The organism is Planctomycetia bacterium, assembly GCA_034440135.1.
Taxonomy (GTDB): Bacteria; Planctomycetota; Planctomycetia; order Pirellulales; family JALHLM01; genus JALHLM01.
This window is the reverse complement of record JAWXBP010000317.1, coordinates 21,792-39,742: the sequence shown is the minus strand read 5'-3', so window position 1 is coordinate 39,742 and position 17,951 is coordinate 21,792. Positions and strand designations below refer to the sequence as shown.

The following is a 17,951-nucleotide window of genomic DNA, read 5'->3' as shown; positions in this document are numbered from 1 at the left end:
CTTCCGGCTCTATCTGTTGTGTGTTCGTGTGGCTCTTAGGCGAGTCGAGACAATCTTCGTACCAACCATTCCAACGAAAGCGCTCCCACGACCCAGCCGAGCAGCCAGTGGTTGTCCCACAGCTTGCGCGGCGCGAGCGGCAGGGTCACTACGCGGCTCTTGTCTTTCAACACGCTGGCCAGGTCCTCTCCGACCGGGCGGCTGAACGGCGCGGCGAGTCCCACGTAATAGACGCCGCCGGTGCCGCCGGCGATTTCACTCAGCAACGCGTCGTTTCGTTCCGGGCTTTCGCGTTCCAAGTCCGGCATACGCACTTGAATCCGCCGCGTGAGCCGTTCCTGCTGACTCTGTGGGACCAACAGTTCCAGCCGATACGCCCCCTCGTGACGCACGGCGAATTGTCCTTGAAAACTTCCCACACGGGCGGGATCCGCGACCAACCGCACGTTCTGGAGCGTGCCATCCGGCGCGGCGACGTCGAGCGACACCGCCGGCGAAGCGAGCGGCTGCAACTGCGCATCGTTCAATTGAGCGCGGACCACGACGGTGTTGCCGACCAGGTAGCGGTCGCGCTCCACGAGCAGTACGCCGCGATTGGAACCGCGGGCTAGGCGCCCCTGGGAGACGTGGCGAATCAGTTTCGTGTAAAAGCGCTCCAGGTACGCGTCGTCCACGCTCCGCAGCCGCCACATCTCGCCGCTGCCGAGGTAGAACACGCGCCCCGAACCGTAGAACTGATCCGCCAGATAGACCGGCTTGCCGTCGGTCGAGGCCGCGCGGGGGTCGGAGTAGCGGCCATAGACCGTGGCCCCGGGCTTCGCGCCGCGGACGGCGAAGTAACCGTGGACGCCGCGGAACTGACTCCAAGCCTGGCGCGCCGCGGAAGCGGTGTCGGCCAGCCAAAGGAACTCCGCCGCTTCGCCCTCGTGTGAAAACTCAATCGGCCAAGGATCTTTCGAGCCGTACTTCGCGTCGCTGAGCGCCGCGTAGCGACGTTGCATTTCCACCGGATAGAGCGCGCGGATCTTGCCGAGCGCCGGATCTTGCGACCAGCCTTCGGTGTAAACGGGGCCCGCCACGGCGATCAATCCGCCGGCTTGTTCGGCGACCCAGGTTTCCAGCAGATCGACTTGTTCCGGCTTGAGGGCTCGCCAGTTCGGATCGAACGCCACGACGACGTCATACTCGAACATCTCAGTGCGCGTCGAAGGAAAATCCGCCAGCACGCGGCGCGCGTCTTGCGAAATGCCCGGCTGCGCGGTCTGTAGCAGTACGTCGACTTGCATCGACTTGTCGCGATTCAATTGATTACGCAGGAAGGTGTATTCCCGCGTCGGCCCGCCGGCAAACAGCAACACGCGGGTCTGTCGATCGACGACTTCGATCTCGGCCTCTTGCGCGTTGTCAGCCGTATTCAAGTCGCCGGGCGGCGCTTTGACTTCCACGCGCAACGTGCGGCGGCCGACGTCTTCCGGTTTCAATTGAAACCGCACCGGCAGCACTTCGCCGTCGGCGGGCAACGTCACCGTTTCGGTCCCCTCGTTGCGCGACGGCGCCGGCGCGGCGAGGTCCGAGGTCGTTTGTCGCGATTGCAGTTCAATCGTCACCGTCTGTCCGGCCAGGCCGTGCGCTTGCACGAAGCCGGTGGCGGTGTAACTGTCGCCGGGAAAGGCGCGCGTCGGCGCGGTGAAGTCGCTGATCCGCACGTTGACCGGCTGGCGATCGGAACCGACGCCGATCACATGCACCGGCGTCTTCGCCTCGAGCGCCGCGGCAATCGCCGCGCGGGGATCGAGTCCCGCGTTTTGTCGCCCATCGGTGATCAGCACGACGCCGGATAGTGGTTGCCCGGCTTCGTCGTAGATGACTTGCCGCAGCGATTGGCCCAATCGCGTTTCCGATCCGCCTGCCGCGAGCGCTTGTCGCCAATCGGTGGTATTCGCTTTGTTTGCTTTGTCTTGGTCCGTGGGCGAACGTTCCGTCGCTGGCGTTTCGATTTCTTGTCCCAGCCCCGCGAGCGTGAGCCAATCGATGGGCTGCGAGCGCGACGCCAGATACGCGACGCCGGCGCTCAGGCCGATCATCGCGACGAGCGACGTGACGGTCAACGACCAATGCGGCAACGCCAGGCGGCACGCAATTGCGACGATCGCCAGCACTGCGGCGGCGACCGTTGCGTAGAAGACTGTTGGCAGGCGCGAATCGACGATGCCACTGGTTCGGGCCGTCACGGCCGCGGACGACGTCGATCCGGCGCGCGGCAACACCACGAGTTGATGCACTTCATCATCGAAATGCGCGACGACCACGTCGTGCTTCTCGCGCAGTTTATCCAACATCGAACCGGCGAGCAGTCCGGTCACTTGTTCCAATCGCGAACTCGCGCCGCCATCGGTCGACGTGCCGCCGTCGTCGGTGAGCGCCATGCTTTGGCTGGTGTCGACCAGCACCACGGCGCGGCTGTGGTGCGTCTGCTCCACTTCGTTGCGCCATTGCGGTTCGAGGTAGACGATGGCCAAGCCCAGGAACGCCGCCAGGCGGAGCGCCACCAGCAAGCGCGCCACAGCCGGGCGCAGTTCCACGCTGTCGCGGCGATAAATCCAAGCCACGACGCCAGCCACGGCGCAGAACCCCAGCACCGGCCAGAGCCAATCGCTGGGCGTAGAAATCCGCGCGAACTCGAACTCCGCGCGGGGCGTGGTTTGCGCTAGCAATAACATGGGGAGGTTCATCGTGCGGCCCCCCGTTGCGGAGCGTGATAGCTCACCGCGTAGGCCAAGGCCTGCTCGGCCAGCAACAGCACGATCAGCCCGTACAAGAAGCTGCTCGCCAGCGGGATGCCGGCCAGGCTTTCGGTGCGCTGTTCGATGTCTCCGGCCTGGCTGAAATCGTATTCGAGTTCCGGCAAACGCGTCGCCAGGTCTTGCCGATCCAGTGCGCGGAGGTCGCCCTCGCCCGGTGCGACGTTCACGGCGAAGCGGCGCATATTCGTCGCGCCGCTCGTTTCGGCCAACTCGATTTCATAGATGCCGCTGCGGCGGGTCTCCGGGATCGTCAGTTCCAGTCGATCGCCGCGCGTGCGCGCATCGAAGGTTTCGATGATCTGTCCCGCACGCGCCGGCGCGATCATGCGGTGCCGCGTTCCGTACGTCGCGCCATCGAGGTTCAAGTCGATCCCTTGGCCAACGAGCCGCGCGTCTTGGGGTTTCGCCTCGGCGGTCAGATGCGCTTGCATTTCCAGCATCGCCACGACATAGCTGGGGTTCCTCGCCCAGTTGTTCCAATCGGTGCTCGCGGTGGTGAGCACCGCGGTTACGCGCCCAGCGCCGAAGCGCCGTTCGATCACCAGCGGCGCGCCGTTGCGCAAGCGAGCGATGACTTGCGTGGGACCGTCCTTGGCCGGTTCCCATCCCGGTGCGACCGCCGTGTATTTTTCCACGTTCACTGCACTGATGAATGTGTTTCGCTCGCCGGCGAACACGCGGAACATCGGGTGATCGACGAATTCCAGGTCGGCCGCCTTGTCCAACCGGTTCACGGGGAGCGCCGTCGCGTCGCCCACGGGGGCCGGAAACCAACCCTCGCCATTCTTGTAGAGCGAGTCGTTCACGAAACTCGGGACGGTTCGCGCACCGGTGAAATAGATCAACGCGCCGCCGTCGCGCACGTACTGCTCGAGCGCGTTGATCGCGGCGTCGTCGAGCCGTTCCAGGTTGGTCAGGTAGATCGCCCGGAAGCGCGCGAGCGGTTCGCGATTCAAATACGTGGTCGTTTCGATCCGCGCGTCGATGCCAGTCTTCACGCCGCCGCCGGGAGCGAAGGCCGTAGCGAGAAACCGCGCGTCCTTGGCGGCCGGATCGCCGTCGACCAGCAGCACTTCCAGCGTCAGCGGGAAATCAATCACCGCGTGGCGATGATTGTCGGCGTCGACGCCGTCTGCTTCGAGCGCCGCGGTCACGACGTGTTCGCCGGCCGTGCCGAAGAACACCGGGAACCGGCGGCGTTCGGAACCTTCCGCCGCGATCTCGTCAATCACGAGCGCCGGCCGCGCCTTGCCGTCTTCCTGCAACAGCACCGAAACCTGCCGCGCTGGGTTCGGCGAGAAATTCGTCACCGTGACTTCCATCGCCAGCGGCACGCCCGCGGCGCGAATGCCCGGCAGCGCCGTGAGACCGCTGACCGCCAGGTTCGGCCGCGCTTCGTCGATGGTGCGCACCAGATGCAGCTTCGCCCCGTCGTCGGCGAAACGATCAAGCCATTCCCGCGCGGGGCGCGGATCGTCCCAATCCTTCGTGCGGAAATCGGAGAGCAAGTAGATCACCCGATTTTCGTCGGTCTGGTCTGCCAGCAGCTTGGAGAGTGCCTCCAGCGATTGCGCGGGCGCGACGTCCATTTCGCTCGGCTCCAGCTGTTCCAGCGCGGCCGTGATGCGTTCGGAAAAGCGGTCGTCGACCGGCACGCGGTACAGATCCGGCAGCGGCCGCCCATTGGCATGCTGCGTTTCCGACGCGCGAAGTAACGTGAACGTCTGCCGCTGCGACGAGGCTGTCATCTGCCGCGTCAGGCGTTCGATCGCGCGCTTCGCCTCGCCGATGCCGGACGTATTCGCCCAACGATCCGACTGGGAATACGTGTCGTCGACCAACACAATGTGGTGCGTCACCAAAGCACCGAACCAGCGCCCCACGCGGTTCTGCACGAGCGGCTGCGCCAGCATCAGAATCACGGCCGCCACGGCCAGCACGCGCAACAGCAGCAACAGCCATTGCTTCAATAGAATCCAGCGGCTGTTTTTCTTTTGGCTGGCGAGCAGGAACTCCATCGCCGCCCATTCGATCCGCCGGCGGCGCACCAGGTTGATGAGGTGAATCAATACCGGGAGCGCGACGAGCGCGAAGATCGCGCCCCCCAGCAACAGCCCGGAGTTGAGAAACGTGGGAATCACTGGTGGTGATGAATCGCCGTGCGGTGGGTCAAAAAGCGGGCCAGCGCCGCGTCCAAAGGATCGCTCGTGCGGAACAACGCGTAGTCGCAACGATAGCGGGCCGCGCCCAGCCGGACTTCCTCCAGAAACGCCTCGAGCGCCTGCATGTATCCGTCGCGTAAGGCGCGCGGGTTGCAATGAATCCGGTCGTCGGTTTCCAGTCCGTCGAAGCGCGTCGGGCCGCTGAACGGAAAATCGAGCTCGTCGTCGTCCATCACGTGGAACACGAGCACGTCGTGCCCGCGCTGTTCCAACATCCGCAGGCCCTGAAACAACTTCTCGCGATCGCAGAGCAAGTCGGAAATCAGCACCATCATGCCGCGCGCGGGAAACGTCTCCGCGGCGTGGCGCAGCACCTTGCCCATGTCGGTTTTTTCCGACGGATCGTTGGCCTCGAGCGCCTTAACGATGCTCATCAGGTGATTGCGTTTGCTGCGTAATGGCATTGTGCTGCGCACAATCGCGTCGAAGGCCACGCACCCTACGGCGTCCTGCTGACGCAGCAGCAAGTACGCCAGGCTGGTGGCGATTGTGGCCGCGTAGTCGTACTTCGTCATGGCCCCCTGGCCGTAACGCATCGACTTGGAGACGTCGACCAGCAGCGTGCAACGGAGGTTCGTTTCCTCTTCATACTGCTTGATGTACAGCCGATCCTGCTTGCCCCAGACTTTCCAGTCGATGTGGCGCACGTCGTCGCCGCGCACGTATTGGCGGTGCTGCAGGAACTCGATGGAGCGCCCAAAGTACGGACTGCGATGGATGCCCGAGAGAAATCCCTCGACCACGTGGCGTGCCCGTAGCTCCAGCCGGCCGATGCGGCGGATGGCCTCAGGATGCAAGAATTTGCTGGAAGCGTGCATCGCGCGTCAGCTCATCTTCCTTGGAGGGAGTTTCCTTCACCAAGCGATCGATCACGTGATCCGTGGTCAATCCCTCGCTCTCGGCCGCGAAATTCACGACCAGCCGATGACGCAAGACCGGTTTGGCCAGCGCCTGAATATCTTCCGTCGAGGCGTGCGTGCGACCATGCAAGAGCGCCCGGGCCTTCGCGCCGAGAATCAGGAATTGCACCGCGCGCGGTCCCGCGCCCCAGCTCACTTGCTCGCGGACAAAGTCCGGCACGCCCGCTTCGCCAACGCGAGTTTGTCTTACCAGTGACAGCGTGTAACGAATCACGTGATCCGAGACGGGCACTTCGCGCACCAGCCGCTGCAGAGCGATGATTTCTTCTGCGCTCATCACCGGCTCGATCGAATCGGTCATCACGGCCGTGGTGCGCCGCGCGATTTCGAATTCCTCATCGAACTTCGGATACCTCACGTAGACCTTGAACATGAAGCGATCCTGCTGCGCTTCCGGCAGCGGATACGTGCCTTCCTGCTCAATCGGGTTTTGCGTCGCCAGCACGAAGAACGGGTCGGCCATTGGATGCCTTACGCGGCCGACGGTGACCTGGCGTTCCTGCATCGCTTCCAAGAGCGCGGCCTGCGTTTTGGGAGGCGTGCGGTTGATTTCGTCCGCCAGGATCACGTTGGCGAACAGCGGCCCTTCCAGAAACCGGAAATCGCGCGTGCCGGTCGATTTGTTTTCTTCGATGATCTCGGTGCCGGTGATGTCGGCCGGCATTAAGTCGGGCGTGAACTGGATGCGGCTGAACGAGAGGTTCAGCGTGCGCGCCAGCGTGCTGATCAGCAGCGTCTTGGCCAGGCCCGGCACGCCTTCCAGCAGGCAGTGGCTCCGGCTGAACAGCGAGATCAGCAATTCCTCGATGACCGCTTCCTGACCGACGATGACTTGCGAGAGCTGCTCCATGATCTTCGCGCGGGCTTCGCCCAACCGGCGAATGGCGGCATTGTCGCCCGCACCGAAACTTGCGGTCATCCGGGACTCCTCGATCAGGGGGGATATATCAAACGTGCCGTCTGGCGGGCGCAATATCTTGCCTGGTCGGCAAAGTCGCACCCGGCATCCTCCATCATACCCCGCCGGGAGTTAAGGGGCCTCTTCCGGCGGCGAATTTGGGGCCGCTTCCTCTAAATTAGGCTCCGCTCCCTCCGCAGGCCCCTCCTCGAAGGGGTCGTCCTCAATTGCTTCCACGTCGTCGAACGGCGGTACGTCGCCGTCCGGGTCAACTTCGTCGAAGGCCGCTTCTACGGCCTCGTCCACCAGTTCGATCTGCGCCCTGTCCAAGGGAGCCCTTAGTTCTTGAGACGCCTGACCGAGGGCCTTCAGAGCGGAAAACAGGAATCCAGCCCCGGTTCCCGACTTCTTGGCCTGCAGGTCGCCCGCCGCATCGGGGGGTTCCGGCGCGGCCGGGGCGTCGGTGAATTCCAGTTCGACCGTCTTGCCCGTGGTGGCGACGATGACCGTTCGCTTCTCCACGTCGCCGGTCACACGCATCCCGCCCAGGGAGTCGTTGCCGGTGACATTGAACGTCTCCTCATACGCGACGCGGCCCGTCCGTTTGTCGAGACACAGCAATTTGCCTTGTTTTCGTCCCGGGCGATTGGCCTCGTTGTTCTGGCTCAAAAAGACGAGGATCGGCAACTCGACAGGCTGCTTAAGCAGCATGCCTTGGTCTTCGATCAGATACGGCTTGTCCCAGAGTTTCTTGCCCGTGGCGCGCGAGAACCCGTACAGTTTGCCGTTAATGATCACCGCCGGGTTGTTGTAACTGCCGGAAACTGGCGAAACCCGACTGCGCCGCCGCCGGTCCACCGTGTGCGTGACCAGCAGGTTGTATTGGTCGCGGGACGGAAACACGTACACGTCGCTGACTTTCCGCTCCTCGTCGAGGGCTTCGTCAACCAGCTTCTTGCCGTCGGCAATGTTGAGCAACACGAAGCGCCCTTCCGGCGCGAACACGCCGATCGACTCGCCGTCCACGAGCCAGGCCTTGGCGCGGACGGGAAACTCCTCCGACCAGATCTCGCGATCTTCCAGCAGGTCGTGGAAGCGGAGCGCTCCCTTGGCGCCGAGATCGGTCCAACTCAATAGGCAGCGCCCCAACGTTTGCACGCGCTGGTCTTGCGGCGGGACTTTGCGCCGGCCGAGCTCATGGCCGTCGACGGCGTCCAACAGGAGCGCGTCTTGTCCCGGCGGAATCACGCACAGCACGTCACCGTCGCCGAACAAATCGGAACCCGGCGGCACGTCGTCGCGGGTCCATTGCAACTGACCCGTGACCGGCGACACGCAGCACAACACGCGGCCGCGCTGATATACGAGGCCGATCTCGCCCAGGCAGGCCGTGTTGCCGATGCGTCGATTGAACTGATCCGCCGCGTAGAACCGGGGCGGAGCGAAGCGTTGCGTGGCCTGCTGCTGGATGATCCCTTGCGAGCGCCCCATGCCAGGCATGCCGTCGTTCAAGTCCGCCCGCCAAAGGACGCGCGGGTCGTTCGATTTTTGACTCCCCAGCGGATCGATTGCAAACAAATGATAGCCATACGAGACGACGGCCAAGTGCCCATGCACGCGCCCTTGGCTCAGCCCAGCGTTCGGGGCGATGATCGGCAACTCGGATTGCGAGGGATCCTGCAGCGGCAGACTCCACACTTTATTCCCCAGGCCGTCATCGGCCGAGACCGTGCTGCGTTGCGTGGAATGCGTGACGAACAGCGACGTAGTACGGAAGAACGGTCCGCGCTGACCTTCGATATCCACCGGCGTGCGGGCGTTGCTGGGATCGAACTCCTGGTCTTGTTCCGCGACCTTCACGGCGCCCATGGGAAAGCTCGGACGCTGGTCCAATAGCGTGCGAATCACATGCTCGGCCGGCAGCGCCTCGAAACATTGGCGGCCCGTGCTTTCGGGTCCGCAGAGCTCGTCGGCCCATTCGCCGGTCAGGCGGGCGTAGTAAGTGGCCGCGTCGTCGGGACGTCCGGCATCGGCCAGCAATTGCGCATGCCGCGCCCAAGCGCGCCGGGCGATTTCCCCTCGCGGGCTTTGTTCCAGATCCATCAGCAACAGTTCCGCCGCGAGCCATTCCCCTGCCGCGGCGCGGGCTTCCGCGAGCCGGAAGCGGGCTTCCTCGGCCGTGGCGAACCCGCCGTAGAAGGCGACAAAGCGTTCCACGCTTTCGCGATCGCCGACCGCCTCGCTCTTACGCCAGGCTTCGTCGACCAGGCTCAACATCTGTTTGACGGCCGGCTCGTCGCCAGCCTCGGCGGCCGACTGATGCAATCGCTCCAAATGTGCGCGCACCAGACGCTCGCGGCGGACTTCCCAATGCGGCTTGACCGGTTCCAGTTCTTTGTCCGACCAGGCGTCGCTGAGGTCCGCCAATTCTTGATAGGCAACAAACGCCGCGACGCGGTCGCCGACCGACTCTAAACCGTCGGCCTTCAAACGGAGATACGCGCCGCGCTCGGCCGGTTCCTTCACCACGGCTTCCACGGCCGGAAGCTGATCTCGCAAGGCGGCGAAGTCTTGTTCCAGCACGGTGAGATAGGCGTCGATTAACAACTTGCGAGTCGCTTCGTCGGCGTCCAATTCCCAGGCGCGGCGCAGCGAGGCGACTGCCGCCGCGTAGTCCTGCCGCTGCAATTGAATCTCGCCCATCCGCATGAGCGCTTTCGGATCGTCGGGCGTGGCCGCCAGGATCGCCGCTGTGCGTTCGGACAAGCTGTCGAGTTGATCGAAGCACTCCAACTGTTCCACGCTATGCGAGAGCACCGAGCCCCGATGGCAGATCAAGTTGCCGAGCGAACTGCGTTCCGCCCGCGCGCCGCGCACCGATGACATCGGCCGCGCCACGGAGGCGGTTTCTCCGTCGGCCACGCGAATTCCCAGCACTTCGCCCGCCGAAGTCGGCAAGTAGTAGATGTGATCGCTGAGAAACCCGTGCCCGGTGGGACTAGTGCCTTCCGGCAACTTCACGCCGTGCGGGGCCCAGCGTTCGCGGCCGTCTTGCAGGTCGAGCGATCGCAGTTTCGTCGCGCCGACCAACAACACGCGGCCGTCCTCGACGCAGGCGATGTAAAGCCCGTCCTCTTGCGGCGCTTCCCACAGTTTGGCGCCGGTCAGCAGGTCGTGGCACACCAGCTTGTCCGAATCCGGGCAGGTCAACAGCACGCGGCCATCGGCAATCGTTGCCGTCGCGTCGGTCCAGCGCAGCTGCGCCTGCGCATCCCGCGCGCCGGGAAACAGATTCATCTGAATCAGCGCGTTGCGCGTCTGGCCGTACATCCACTGTTCCAACTGCCGTGGATAATGCACTCCCCAGAGCAACGAACGCGTGCTCAAATCAACCGCTACGACGGTGCCCGCCGACGTCGGGCAAATCAACACGCCGTCGGCATAGGAAGGCATTGCGCCGGAGAGATGCGGCACCTGGTCGTTCAAGAATTCTTGCGCCCCGACGGCGATCTGTTGCGACCAAGCGAGTGCACCGGTCGCGGCTTCCAAGGCCAGCAGGCGCATCTCGCCTTCGATCTCGGCCAGCACGTACAAGCGGCCAAACAGCGGCAAGGGCGGTCCCAGGAAGAACGCGCCGGCTTGCTCCAAAGGATAATTCCCCTTGGGACCGCCGATCTCCCATTTCAGCTTGCCGGTGGTGATTTCGAAAGCGGTCAAACGATTCGCCTGCACCGGGCCGTTGCCGAACATCGACTGCACTTGCATCCGGGGATTTGCGCCGAATACGATCCGGCCGGTGTAAGCGCTGCCATCGTTTTCGACCGGTTCGACCGCGAACACCAATTTGCCGTCGCTACTCAAGGTGCCGTAGATCGCGTCGTCCCACAGCCGGCGTTCCAGCAATTCAAACAGTGCTTGCGAGGAATCCTGGCCGCTCGCGCGCGACGTCCCGCTCGGCAGGGACTCAAACGGATTGTCCGTCGGCACTTCCCAGAGACGTTTGCCGGTAGCGAAATCAATGGCCAACAGGTTCCGCGCGGAACGCATTAAGACGGTGTTCCCCACGGCCAACGGGTGCAAGCCCGGCAGCGTCGTCAGGTTTTCGTCGCGATACGTGCGATGCATTTGCTCGACGGCGCGTTCCACGGCGGGATCGTCATTCGCCGTCGGCACGCGCCAACGATAGGCCAAGAGCGGCGTGCCGCCCCGGCTTGCTTCGTTCCTCGCAGGTCCGCCGCGGAATTGCGTCCAGTCGTTGGGCAGATTGTTCACGGGCGCGCCGCTCGACAAGCGTTGCAGCCATGCGAGCGCTTGATCGTCCTGCTCGAACCAAGGCAGGGCCTCGCCAGCCAGGTTGATTTCCACGTTGCCATGGCGTTGCCGCGCGGCGACCAACTGCGCTTGCGCTTCCATGGTGCGCCCGGATTCCAGGAGCGCCCGGGCGTACAACAAACTCAACAGCGGCTCGAATTCAGACTTACGAGCGTCTTCCAAATTCACGAGCGGACGCCACACATGCGCCGCCGCCAAAGGCCGTCCGTGGTCGGCATGATGCATGCCCAACAGGAACGTCGCCTCGTAACCGGCCTGCGTGTGATAGAAGCGCCGAGCGACTTCCGCCAGGGCTTCGATATCGCCACGCGCGACCGCTTCGTCGAGTGATTGCCGCGCGACCGCGCCGAATTGCAGTTCGTAACTATCGCGCCCCTCGGCCGGCATGTCCGCCAGGGCCTGGCGGGCTTTGGTCTTCGCGCTGCGATAAATACTGCTGCCGGCCTCAGGCTTGATGAAATGGTCTTCGCCAGCTTCGAGCAAGCGCCCCAAGGCTTCGACCGCTTCGGCGAAGCGCTTTTGCTCGCGCAGTTCGCCCGCTTTGCGGAGGACAGTGAGGGTCTCGCGATCTTCGCGGAACGCATAGCCTTCGCCGGTCTCGATCTCGCCGTCAACGCCGATGACCTGCCGCTGGACGCGCTGCTGCAGCAACTTTTGCTGCAACTGCATCCGCATCTGCGCGCCGTGCAGGGCCTGCCATTGCTGCGGCGCCGGCGCGGGCGCCTGTTGAGCGACGCTACCGCGGATCCAGAGGCCGCATCCCGCCATAAGCGCCACGGCGTACCACATTCGGCGAGGCATAGCAGCATCCTCTCACAGTTGCGGGAGCCACGTTCCATTCGAAATCGGGGGCGCGCGAAATCGCCCTAACCGATTCAACAACAATATCTTATAGCTGCCCTCCGGGAGCGACAACTAGCCGCGCGGCGCCGCTCCCATGCGGCGCGAGTCAGCGGTAAGGGCTTTGCGGTGAATGCCCGTGCGCATCGCCTCCCTCGTGAGTATTCGCGGAAAAATGCGGGTTTTCTTCGCGGATGGCTTTGCTTGGCGGCCAAAAACAAGCTATATCAACACGTTCGCGTCGCGAAAACGCGGGAAACTCCGCGAAAAATCGGCCGAAATCCACGAAAAGCAGGGTTTTACCGGGTTGTTTTTTTCGACGCGTCGATTTTAATCATCCCGTTCGAACCATCGAACGGACTCGTGTTCCCCACTTTTGACCTCGCAAGGAGGGTTCGTAAATGGCGAAAGCCGCTGCAAAGAAACCGGCCGCGAAGGCCCCGTCGAAGAGTGAAATTTTCGCCTCGATCTCGGAAGCCACCGAGCTGTCGAAGAAGGACGTGGCCGCCGTCTTCGAAGCCCTCGGCACGGAAATCAAGAAGGCGATGGGCAACCGTGGATCGGGCGTGTTCCAGATCCCGGGCATGATCAAGATCGTGAAGAAGAAGGTTCCCGCCCGCCCGGCGCAGAAGAACGTCAAGAATCCGTTCACCGGCGAACTGCAAGATCGCCCCGCGAAGCCGGCCTACAACAAGGTCAAGGTGCTCGCGCTCAAGGCCCTGAAGTCGATGGCCTAAGTCGTCCATCCGGCGCAACAAAACGCGCCGCATCGGAGCCATTTCAAGCCATTCGTCCGCCGCGCAAGCGGTCGGGCGAATGGCTTGATTCATTTCCCCGGTTTGCCGCGAGCGATTTTCGCCAAGGTCAGTTTTTTCAGCCCGCGATCCATGGTGGCGTGTTCTTTCGTGAGCGCAGCGTTAATAGCGATTATAGCGCCGCGATCGCGCGGATGCACGGCGTGCAGTTGCATCGATTCGTGCGCGCCTTCCACGGCGATGATGATCTCCAGCAGGTTGATCTTCGTCGTGGGTCGCGCCAACAAGTACCCGCCGCCCGGACCCGAAACGCCGCGCAGCAACTGAGCGTCGACCAGCCGGCGCAACACGCGATACAGAAATCGCGGTGGAAATTTCGCTCCCTTCGCGATCTGCGCCGCGGTCAGCGGACCGTCGCCGCCGTCTTGGGCAACTTTGAGTAGAATACCGACGGCATAGCTGACCGAACGGGAAATGTTCATAGTGTCTCGTCAATGGCTGCGCGCGACTGGCCCCTAAGCGCCTTGATCTTTACGCGTCCGCGTCCCAATTGCAAGCAACAAAGTTCTGCTAACTTTTACCGCGGAGGCGCTGAGACGCTGAAAGCATGCGAGAGGACTACCGTTCACAATAGAGCGTGAACGATTTTCGACCAAGTTGGTGTGGTTTTTCTGACGCACGATGACGCATCAACAATCACACCGGCATTAAGTCGCACAGCCAATTGTGCACCCGCGGAGTGCGCCCTCCCTCTCAGCGTCTCCGCGCCTCGCCGGTTCAAACGAGTGAGAGCGCCGCCTGCGTGGCGAAGACGATTGCTTCCACGTCGGCCATCGCGCCCAGGCCGATGTCGCCGCAGGCCAGTTCTTTGACTTGCGGTGCGACGATCGTCAACGTGCCAGCGTGCGACTGCGCAGCTTCGAGGATGGCATCCAAGTCGCTCCCCTCCGTCACGGGCACGCCGTAGTCCGCGGCCAATTGTGCCAACTGCCGGCGCGTCGCGGGATGTTCCCACATGTGCGTGTTCATCGCCGGGGCCACGATCACCGGCCGCCCCACGTCCCAGGCGCGGGCGACGCAGGTCAAACAATTGTCAGCTAATCCGGAGGCGAGCTTTCCCAGCGTGTTGGCGTCCATCGGCGCGATCACCAGCGCGTCGGCCCAGCGCCGCAGTTCGATGTGCAGCACCGGATCCTCGCGCTGGTAGCGCTCGCCGGCGCTTCGGCGCGGCCACTCGTCGTCGTCAGTCGCAAGCGTGCCGTCCGGCCAGCCGGCGGGATCGAAAAAATACAACGCCGCTCGCGTCGCCACGACCCGCACTTCATGCCCGCGAGCGCGCAGCGCCGAAAGCAGGTCCGGCGTCTTGATCGCCGCCACGGAACCGGTCACGCCGAGGAGAATATTGGACATAGGGGAAGTACGAAAGGCGCTGTGCGAGTTCGACGTGGGTATTGTATGCAGGCGGGCGGAATGAAAAAATTCTAAATCCGAATGACGAATGAACGATGTCGATTTCGCGCTGTTAGCAAATCATTCAGTCGTTCGACATTCGGATTTGATTCGTCATTCGGATTTCGACATTTGTCATTCCGCCCCGCCTCCCAGCCAGCCGAGTACCGTCTCTTTGATGATACGGACCGCGTAGAGTAATACGAACAGCAGGGCCAGGCAGGTCATCAAGGCGCAGGGGACCAGCCAAGGAATGCCGAACAGCGGCCCGGCCCAGTCCCACCACTGGGGCCAGCGGAGTACCACCCAGAGCGTGGCCAGCGCGAGGAATGGGCCGTAGTAAATTTCCGTTTCGCGGCGCAGCAGCCACTGAATCAGTGCCACGACGAGCGCGAACAGCGGTGCAATAAAGAACACCAGCACGCAGGCCTGCCAGCCGATGTAAGCGCCGATCATGGCCATCAGCGTCACGTCGCCGAAGCCCAGCGCTTCGCGCTCCAGCACGCGGCCGGAGACGATCCGCGTGGTCCAAATCAACCCGCCGCCAGCGACTACTCCGGCGAGCGACGAAACCAGCGCCTGCCAGTGTTCGCCGCCGCTGCTCCAAATGGAGCCGATCAGCGCCATGTGAAACGCCATGAAGCCCAGCCACGCCCAGGGGCTGCCGCCGCGGCGCATGCCGGACCAGGTCAGCGCGAGTGACTTGCGCCAGGCGCGGCCGCGGCGAAAGTACCAAGGCAACAACGCGGCGCACCATGCGGCGAAGCAACTGAGCGCCAGCGCCAAGGAAAGCGCATGCGGCGCGCCTTCGAGCCACCGCGGCCAATCGTTGGGCGTCGCGAGGTTCAGCATCGCCGTTTCCGCTCGGCCGTTCACGGTCGTAGCAATGCCGACCGGCAGCGTGCGCGGCCAGGCGACGGCCAGGATCAATCCCAGCAGCGTGCCCGGCATGGTGATTTGATCCGGGATGAGCTTCTCGTCGAAGTCGATCAAGGAGGCGATCAACATCAACGTGACCAACAGCGCCTGGGCTAGGAACTGCGCCCAGTGCCAGGTCGTGTTCACCGGAAACAGCCATGTTCCAACGGGCCAAGGGCCTCGCTCGGCAACTTCGTTGCCCCAACGAACCAGCGGCGCCAGGAAATTGGAGTGATCCTGCGGCAACCAGGCCAACAGCACGAACAGCGCCCCGGTCAGCACTTCCACCACAAGGGGACGAATCCAGACTCCGGCCGCAATTGCGCTGAGTTCTTGACGCCGCAGCCACCAACCGAGGACGGGGAGTTTGCCGCCAATGCTCGACGGCGTGGATCCAGCGCGTGACTTGAGCCAGGGATTGATCCCGCGCGGCGCTTCGCTCCAGCGTTCCGCGCAGTGATTGGCGATCGCTCCCGCGATCAGCCCGAGTCCGGCGACAAGGAGCAACATCCAGCCGCTCACGTCGCCTCCGTCGCAATGGGAAGGTTCCAGGCGGCGACGATCTCGCTAGCCAACACTTCGATGGACTTCGCCTCGGTGTCGACAGTCAACTCCGCCAACGCCGCGTAGATTGGTGAGCGCTCCGCGAGCAGTGTGCGGATTTCATCCAGTTCGCTCATGCCAGTGAGGCTTGGCCTCCGCGCAGCGGTGGTCACATCAATACGCAGGCGATCTTGAATCGTCTCCGCCGTGGCGTGGAGCCAGACAAAACGCCCGTGTCGCGCCAATGCCTGACGATTGGATGCGCGCAAGATCGCGCCGCCGCCCGTGGCGAGGATCGCGCCGTGCCGTTCACTCAGTTTTTCAATAGCCTGCGTTTCCCAGTCGCGAAACGCCGGTTCGCGATCTTGGGCGAAGATTTCGGCGATCGTCTTTTTTGCGGCCCGTTCGATTTCGACGTCCGAGTCGAACCACGGCCAGCCGACCTGCGCCGCGAGTTTCCGCGCGACGGAGGTCTTGCCCGTCCCGCGGTAGCCGATGAGGACGATATTGAAATCAGCGGCGGGCATGGCTTCAATGCGCAAGTAGAAGTCTCGGATCTCGCAATCGTCGTCGTCGAAGACAAGCCCAGGGAAGGCCATCCGAGTCTTTCCATCCTCGACGACACCGAGGGCCTTCCCTGGGCTTAACCGCGCGAGTATTGGAACGGCGTCGCGCTCGGCACGCAAGCCTCGATCCACTTCAATACTTCACCGGCCCAATCGCTTTCTTCAATTCCTCGCGCATCAAGTCTTCCGGCGCCGGTTGGCCGGTGAATAGTTCGTATTGCAGCGCCGCCTGGCGAATGAACATCGCCACGCCGGTGATCACGTTGCAGCCTTTGAGCTTGGCTTCCTTCACCAGCAGCGTCGTCTCGGGATTGTACACCGTATCGAAGACCACCATGGTTTGCCGCAGGCGGTGCTTGTCGTAGGGGGTTTCGTCGACGTTGGGGTGCATGCCCATCGGCGTGCAGTTGATCAAAATGTCCGTCGCGGGCGCATGTCGCGCGCCCCAGTCGAGCGACTTGCACTCCAAACGTTTGGCCAATGTTTCAGCGTGCTCCAGCGTGCGGCCGGTGATGATGACGTCCGCGCCGCGCCGCTTCAATCCATACGCAATCGCCTTGGCCGCGCCGCCGGCGCCGAGCACCATCGCCGTCTTGCCCTTCAGCGATTCATGATTGCCGTGCGGCAGGTTCATCGCCTTTTCCAGGCTGTCCATGGCGCCGCGATAGTCTGTGTTGTAGCCGATCAGCTCGTCGCCGTTGAAGATGATCGTGTTGGCCGCGCCGACCCCCTTCGCGCCGCCGTCGACCTTGGTGAGCTTCTTCAGCACCGACTCCTTGTGCGGAATCGTCACGCTCAGCCCGCGCACGCCAAGTTGCTTGGCGTCGTCCAGAAAACTCGGCACGTCCTCGCGCGGAATCCGAAACGGCACGTAGACCTTGTTCAGGTTCGCGTGGCGAAACGCGCGGTTGTGCACCAGCGGGCTCATGCTCTGCGCAATCGGGTCCCCCATCACGCCGTAGACCTCGGTCTCGGCGTTGATTTCGTCGTAGCGATAGAGATTCCGCATCTGTTGGTAGCTCAACTGCCCCGGCGCAAGCGAACGTTCCTGATGAAACGTCGCATAGGTGAACGGCGAGCCGTATTTGCCGCACAGCACGCGCGTGGGCACGCCCATCTCGCCCATGCAGATGCCGATCGTGGGAATGTCCGCGCTTTGGACCAGTTCCAGCATCCGCAAGTTGTCGTGCGGCTCGTTGGCCAACGTCGCGAGCTTGACGATGTCGGCGTCGAGCGCCTTGAGCCGCGCGTGAATCGCTGGCAAGTCCTCGGGCGTCTTACGAAAATCGTGCAGGCTGATGATCCGCTTGGTCTTGCCATACCGCGGTATCTTGGCCGCCACGTCTTCCTCCAGATCGACGTACTCCACACCCTGCACGATGGCGGTCCGCAGCAGCAATTGCCGCGCTTCCTCGGTGCCCGGCCATTTGCCGCCGTCCTGATTGCGGCGCAGCGTGACGATCACGGGCGTCGGCCGCTCCGGCAGCAGCCGATTCAGATTCACATTGCCGTTGATGTAATCGAGCCGTAGCTCGACGAGCTCGGCCCCTTGCTCAGCCAAGTGCTTGTGCTCGGCGATGACATGCCGATGCCGGCCCCGGCCAATGCTGACGCAGATCATGGGGAATGATGAATGCAGAATGATGAATGTTGAATGACGAACGCGAGCGGCCGGACGTGCTCGCTCCTCTAGTATAGTCTGAA

The 17,951-nt window shown here is 63.3% G+C and carries 11 protein-coding genes; 1 reads left to right on the top strand and 10 read right to left on the bottom strand.

Annotated features, from left to right (window positions below; genetic code table 11):
- Window positions 1-35: 35 nt before the first annotated feature.
- From SGJ19_19095 to SGJ19_19075, 5 genes are all read right to left on the bottom strand, one after another.
- Complete coding sequence (locus SGJ19_19095; GenBank protein ID MDZ4782356.1) at window positions 36-2,732, bottom strand: VWA domain-containing protein; 2,697 nt, start codon at window positions 2,730-2,732, stop codon at window positions 36-38.
- Window positions 2,729-4,945, bottom strand: coding sequence for a BatA domain-containing protein (locus SGJ19_19090; GenBank protein MDZ4782355.1), 2,217 nt, complete (start codon window positions 4,943-4,945; stop codon window positions 2,729-2,731). The genes SGJ19_19095 and SGJ19_19090 overlap by 4 nt, the downstream gene beginning before the upstream one ends.
- Window positions 4,942-5,844, bottom strand: a complete 903-nt coding sequence (locus SGJ19_19085) for a DUF58 domain-containing protein (GenBank protein ID MDZ4782354.1) — start codon at window positions 5,842-5,844, stop codon at window positions 4,942-4,944. The genes SGJ19_19090 and SGJ19_19085 overlap by 4 nt, the downstream gene beginning before the upstream one ends.
- Window positions 5,813-6,865: a MoxR family ATPase gene (locus SGJ19_19080; protein MDZ4782353.1), complete on the bottom strand. Its 1,053-nt coding sequence runs from the start codon at window positions 6,863-6,865 to the stop codon at window positions 5,813-5,815. Before SGJ19_19080 ends, SGJ19_19085 begins: the two co-directional genes overlap by 32 nt.
- 111 nt (window positions 6,866-6,976) lie before the next feature.
- Window positions 6,977-11,977 (bottom strand): PQQ-binding-like beta-propeller repeat protein, encoded by a 5,001-nt coding sequence (locus SGJ19_19075; GenBank protein MDZ4782352.1) that lies wholly within the window; start codon window positions 11,975-11,977, stop codon window positions 6,977-6,979.
- A gap of 440 nt (window positions 11,978-12,417) precedes the next feature.
- Here SGJ19_19075 and SGJ19_19070 point away from each other — a divergent pair, with 440 nt between their 5' ends.
- Window positions 12,418-12,753, top strand: a complete 336-nt coding sequence (locus SGJ19_19070; GenBank protein MDZ4782351.1) for an HU family DNA-binding protein — start codon at window positions 12,418-12,420, stop codon at window positions 12,751-12,753.
- A gap of 89 nt (window positions 12,754-12,842) precedes the next feature.
- Here the strand turns inward: SGJ19_19070 and SGJ19_19065 are convergent, their stop codons facing one another.
- The 5 genes from SGJ19_19065 to aroE form a co-directional block, all read right to left on the bottom strand.
- The gene (locus SGJ19_19065) at window positions 12,843-13,253 is read right to left on the bottom strand and encodes an Rrf2 family transcriptional regulator (GenBank protein MDZ4782350.1); all 411 of its coding nucleotides are present in this window, start codon (window positions 13,251-13,253) and stop codon (window positions 12,843-12,845) included.
- Between the two features lie 295 nt (window positions 13,254-13,548).
- Window positions 13,549-14,181 (bottom strand): flavoprotein, encoded by a 633-nt coding sequence (locus tag SGJ19_19060; GenBank protein MDZ4782349.1) that lies wholly within the window; start codon window positions 14,179-14,181, stop codon window positions 13,549-13,551.
- A gap of 174 nt (window positions 14,182-14,355) precedes the next feature.
- Window positions 14,356-15,660 (bottom strand): A24 family peptidase, encoded by a 1,305-nt coding sequence (locus SGJ19_19055; GenBank protein ID MDZ4782348.1) that lies wholly within the window; start codon window positions 15,658-15,660, stop codon window positions 14,356-14,358.
- The gene (locus SGJ19_19050) at window positions 15,657-16,280 is read right to left on the bottom strand and encodes a shikimate kinase (GenBank protein ID MDZ4782347.1); all 624 of its coding nucleotides are present in this window, start codon (window positions 16,278-16,280) and stop codon (window positions 15,657-15,659) included. Before SGJ19_19050 ends, SGJ19_19055 begins: the two co-directional genes overlap by 4 nt.
- Before the next feature lie 100 nt (window positions 16,281-16,380).
- A complete protein-coding gene (aroE, locus tag SGJ19_19045) occupies window positions 16,381-17,868 on the bottom strand; it encodes a shikimate dehydrogenase (protein MDZ4782346.1) in 1,488 nt (495 codons plus the stop codon).
- Window positions 17,869-17,951: the final 83 nt, after the last annotated feature.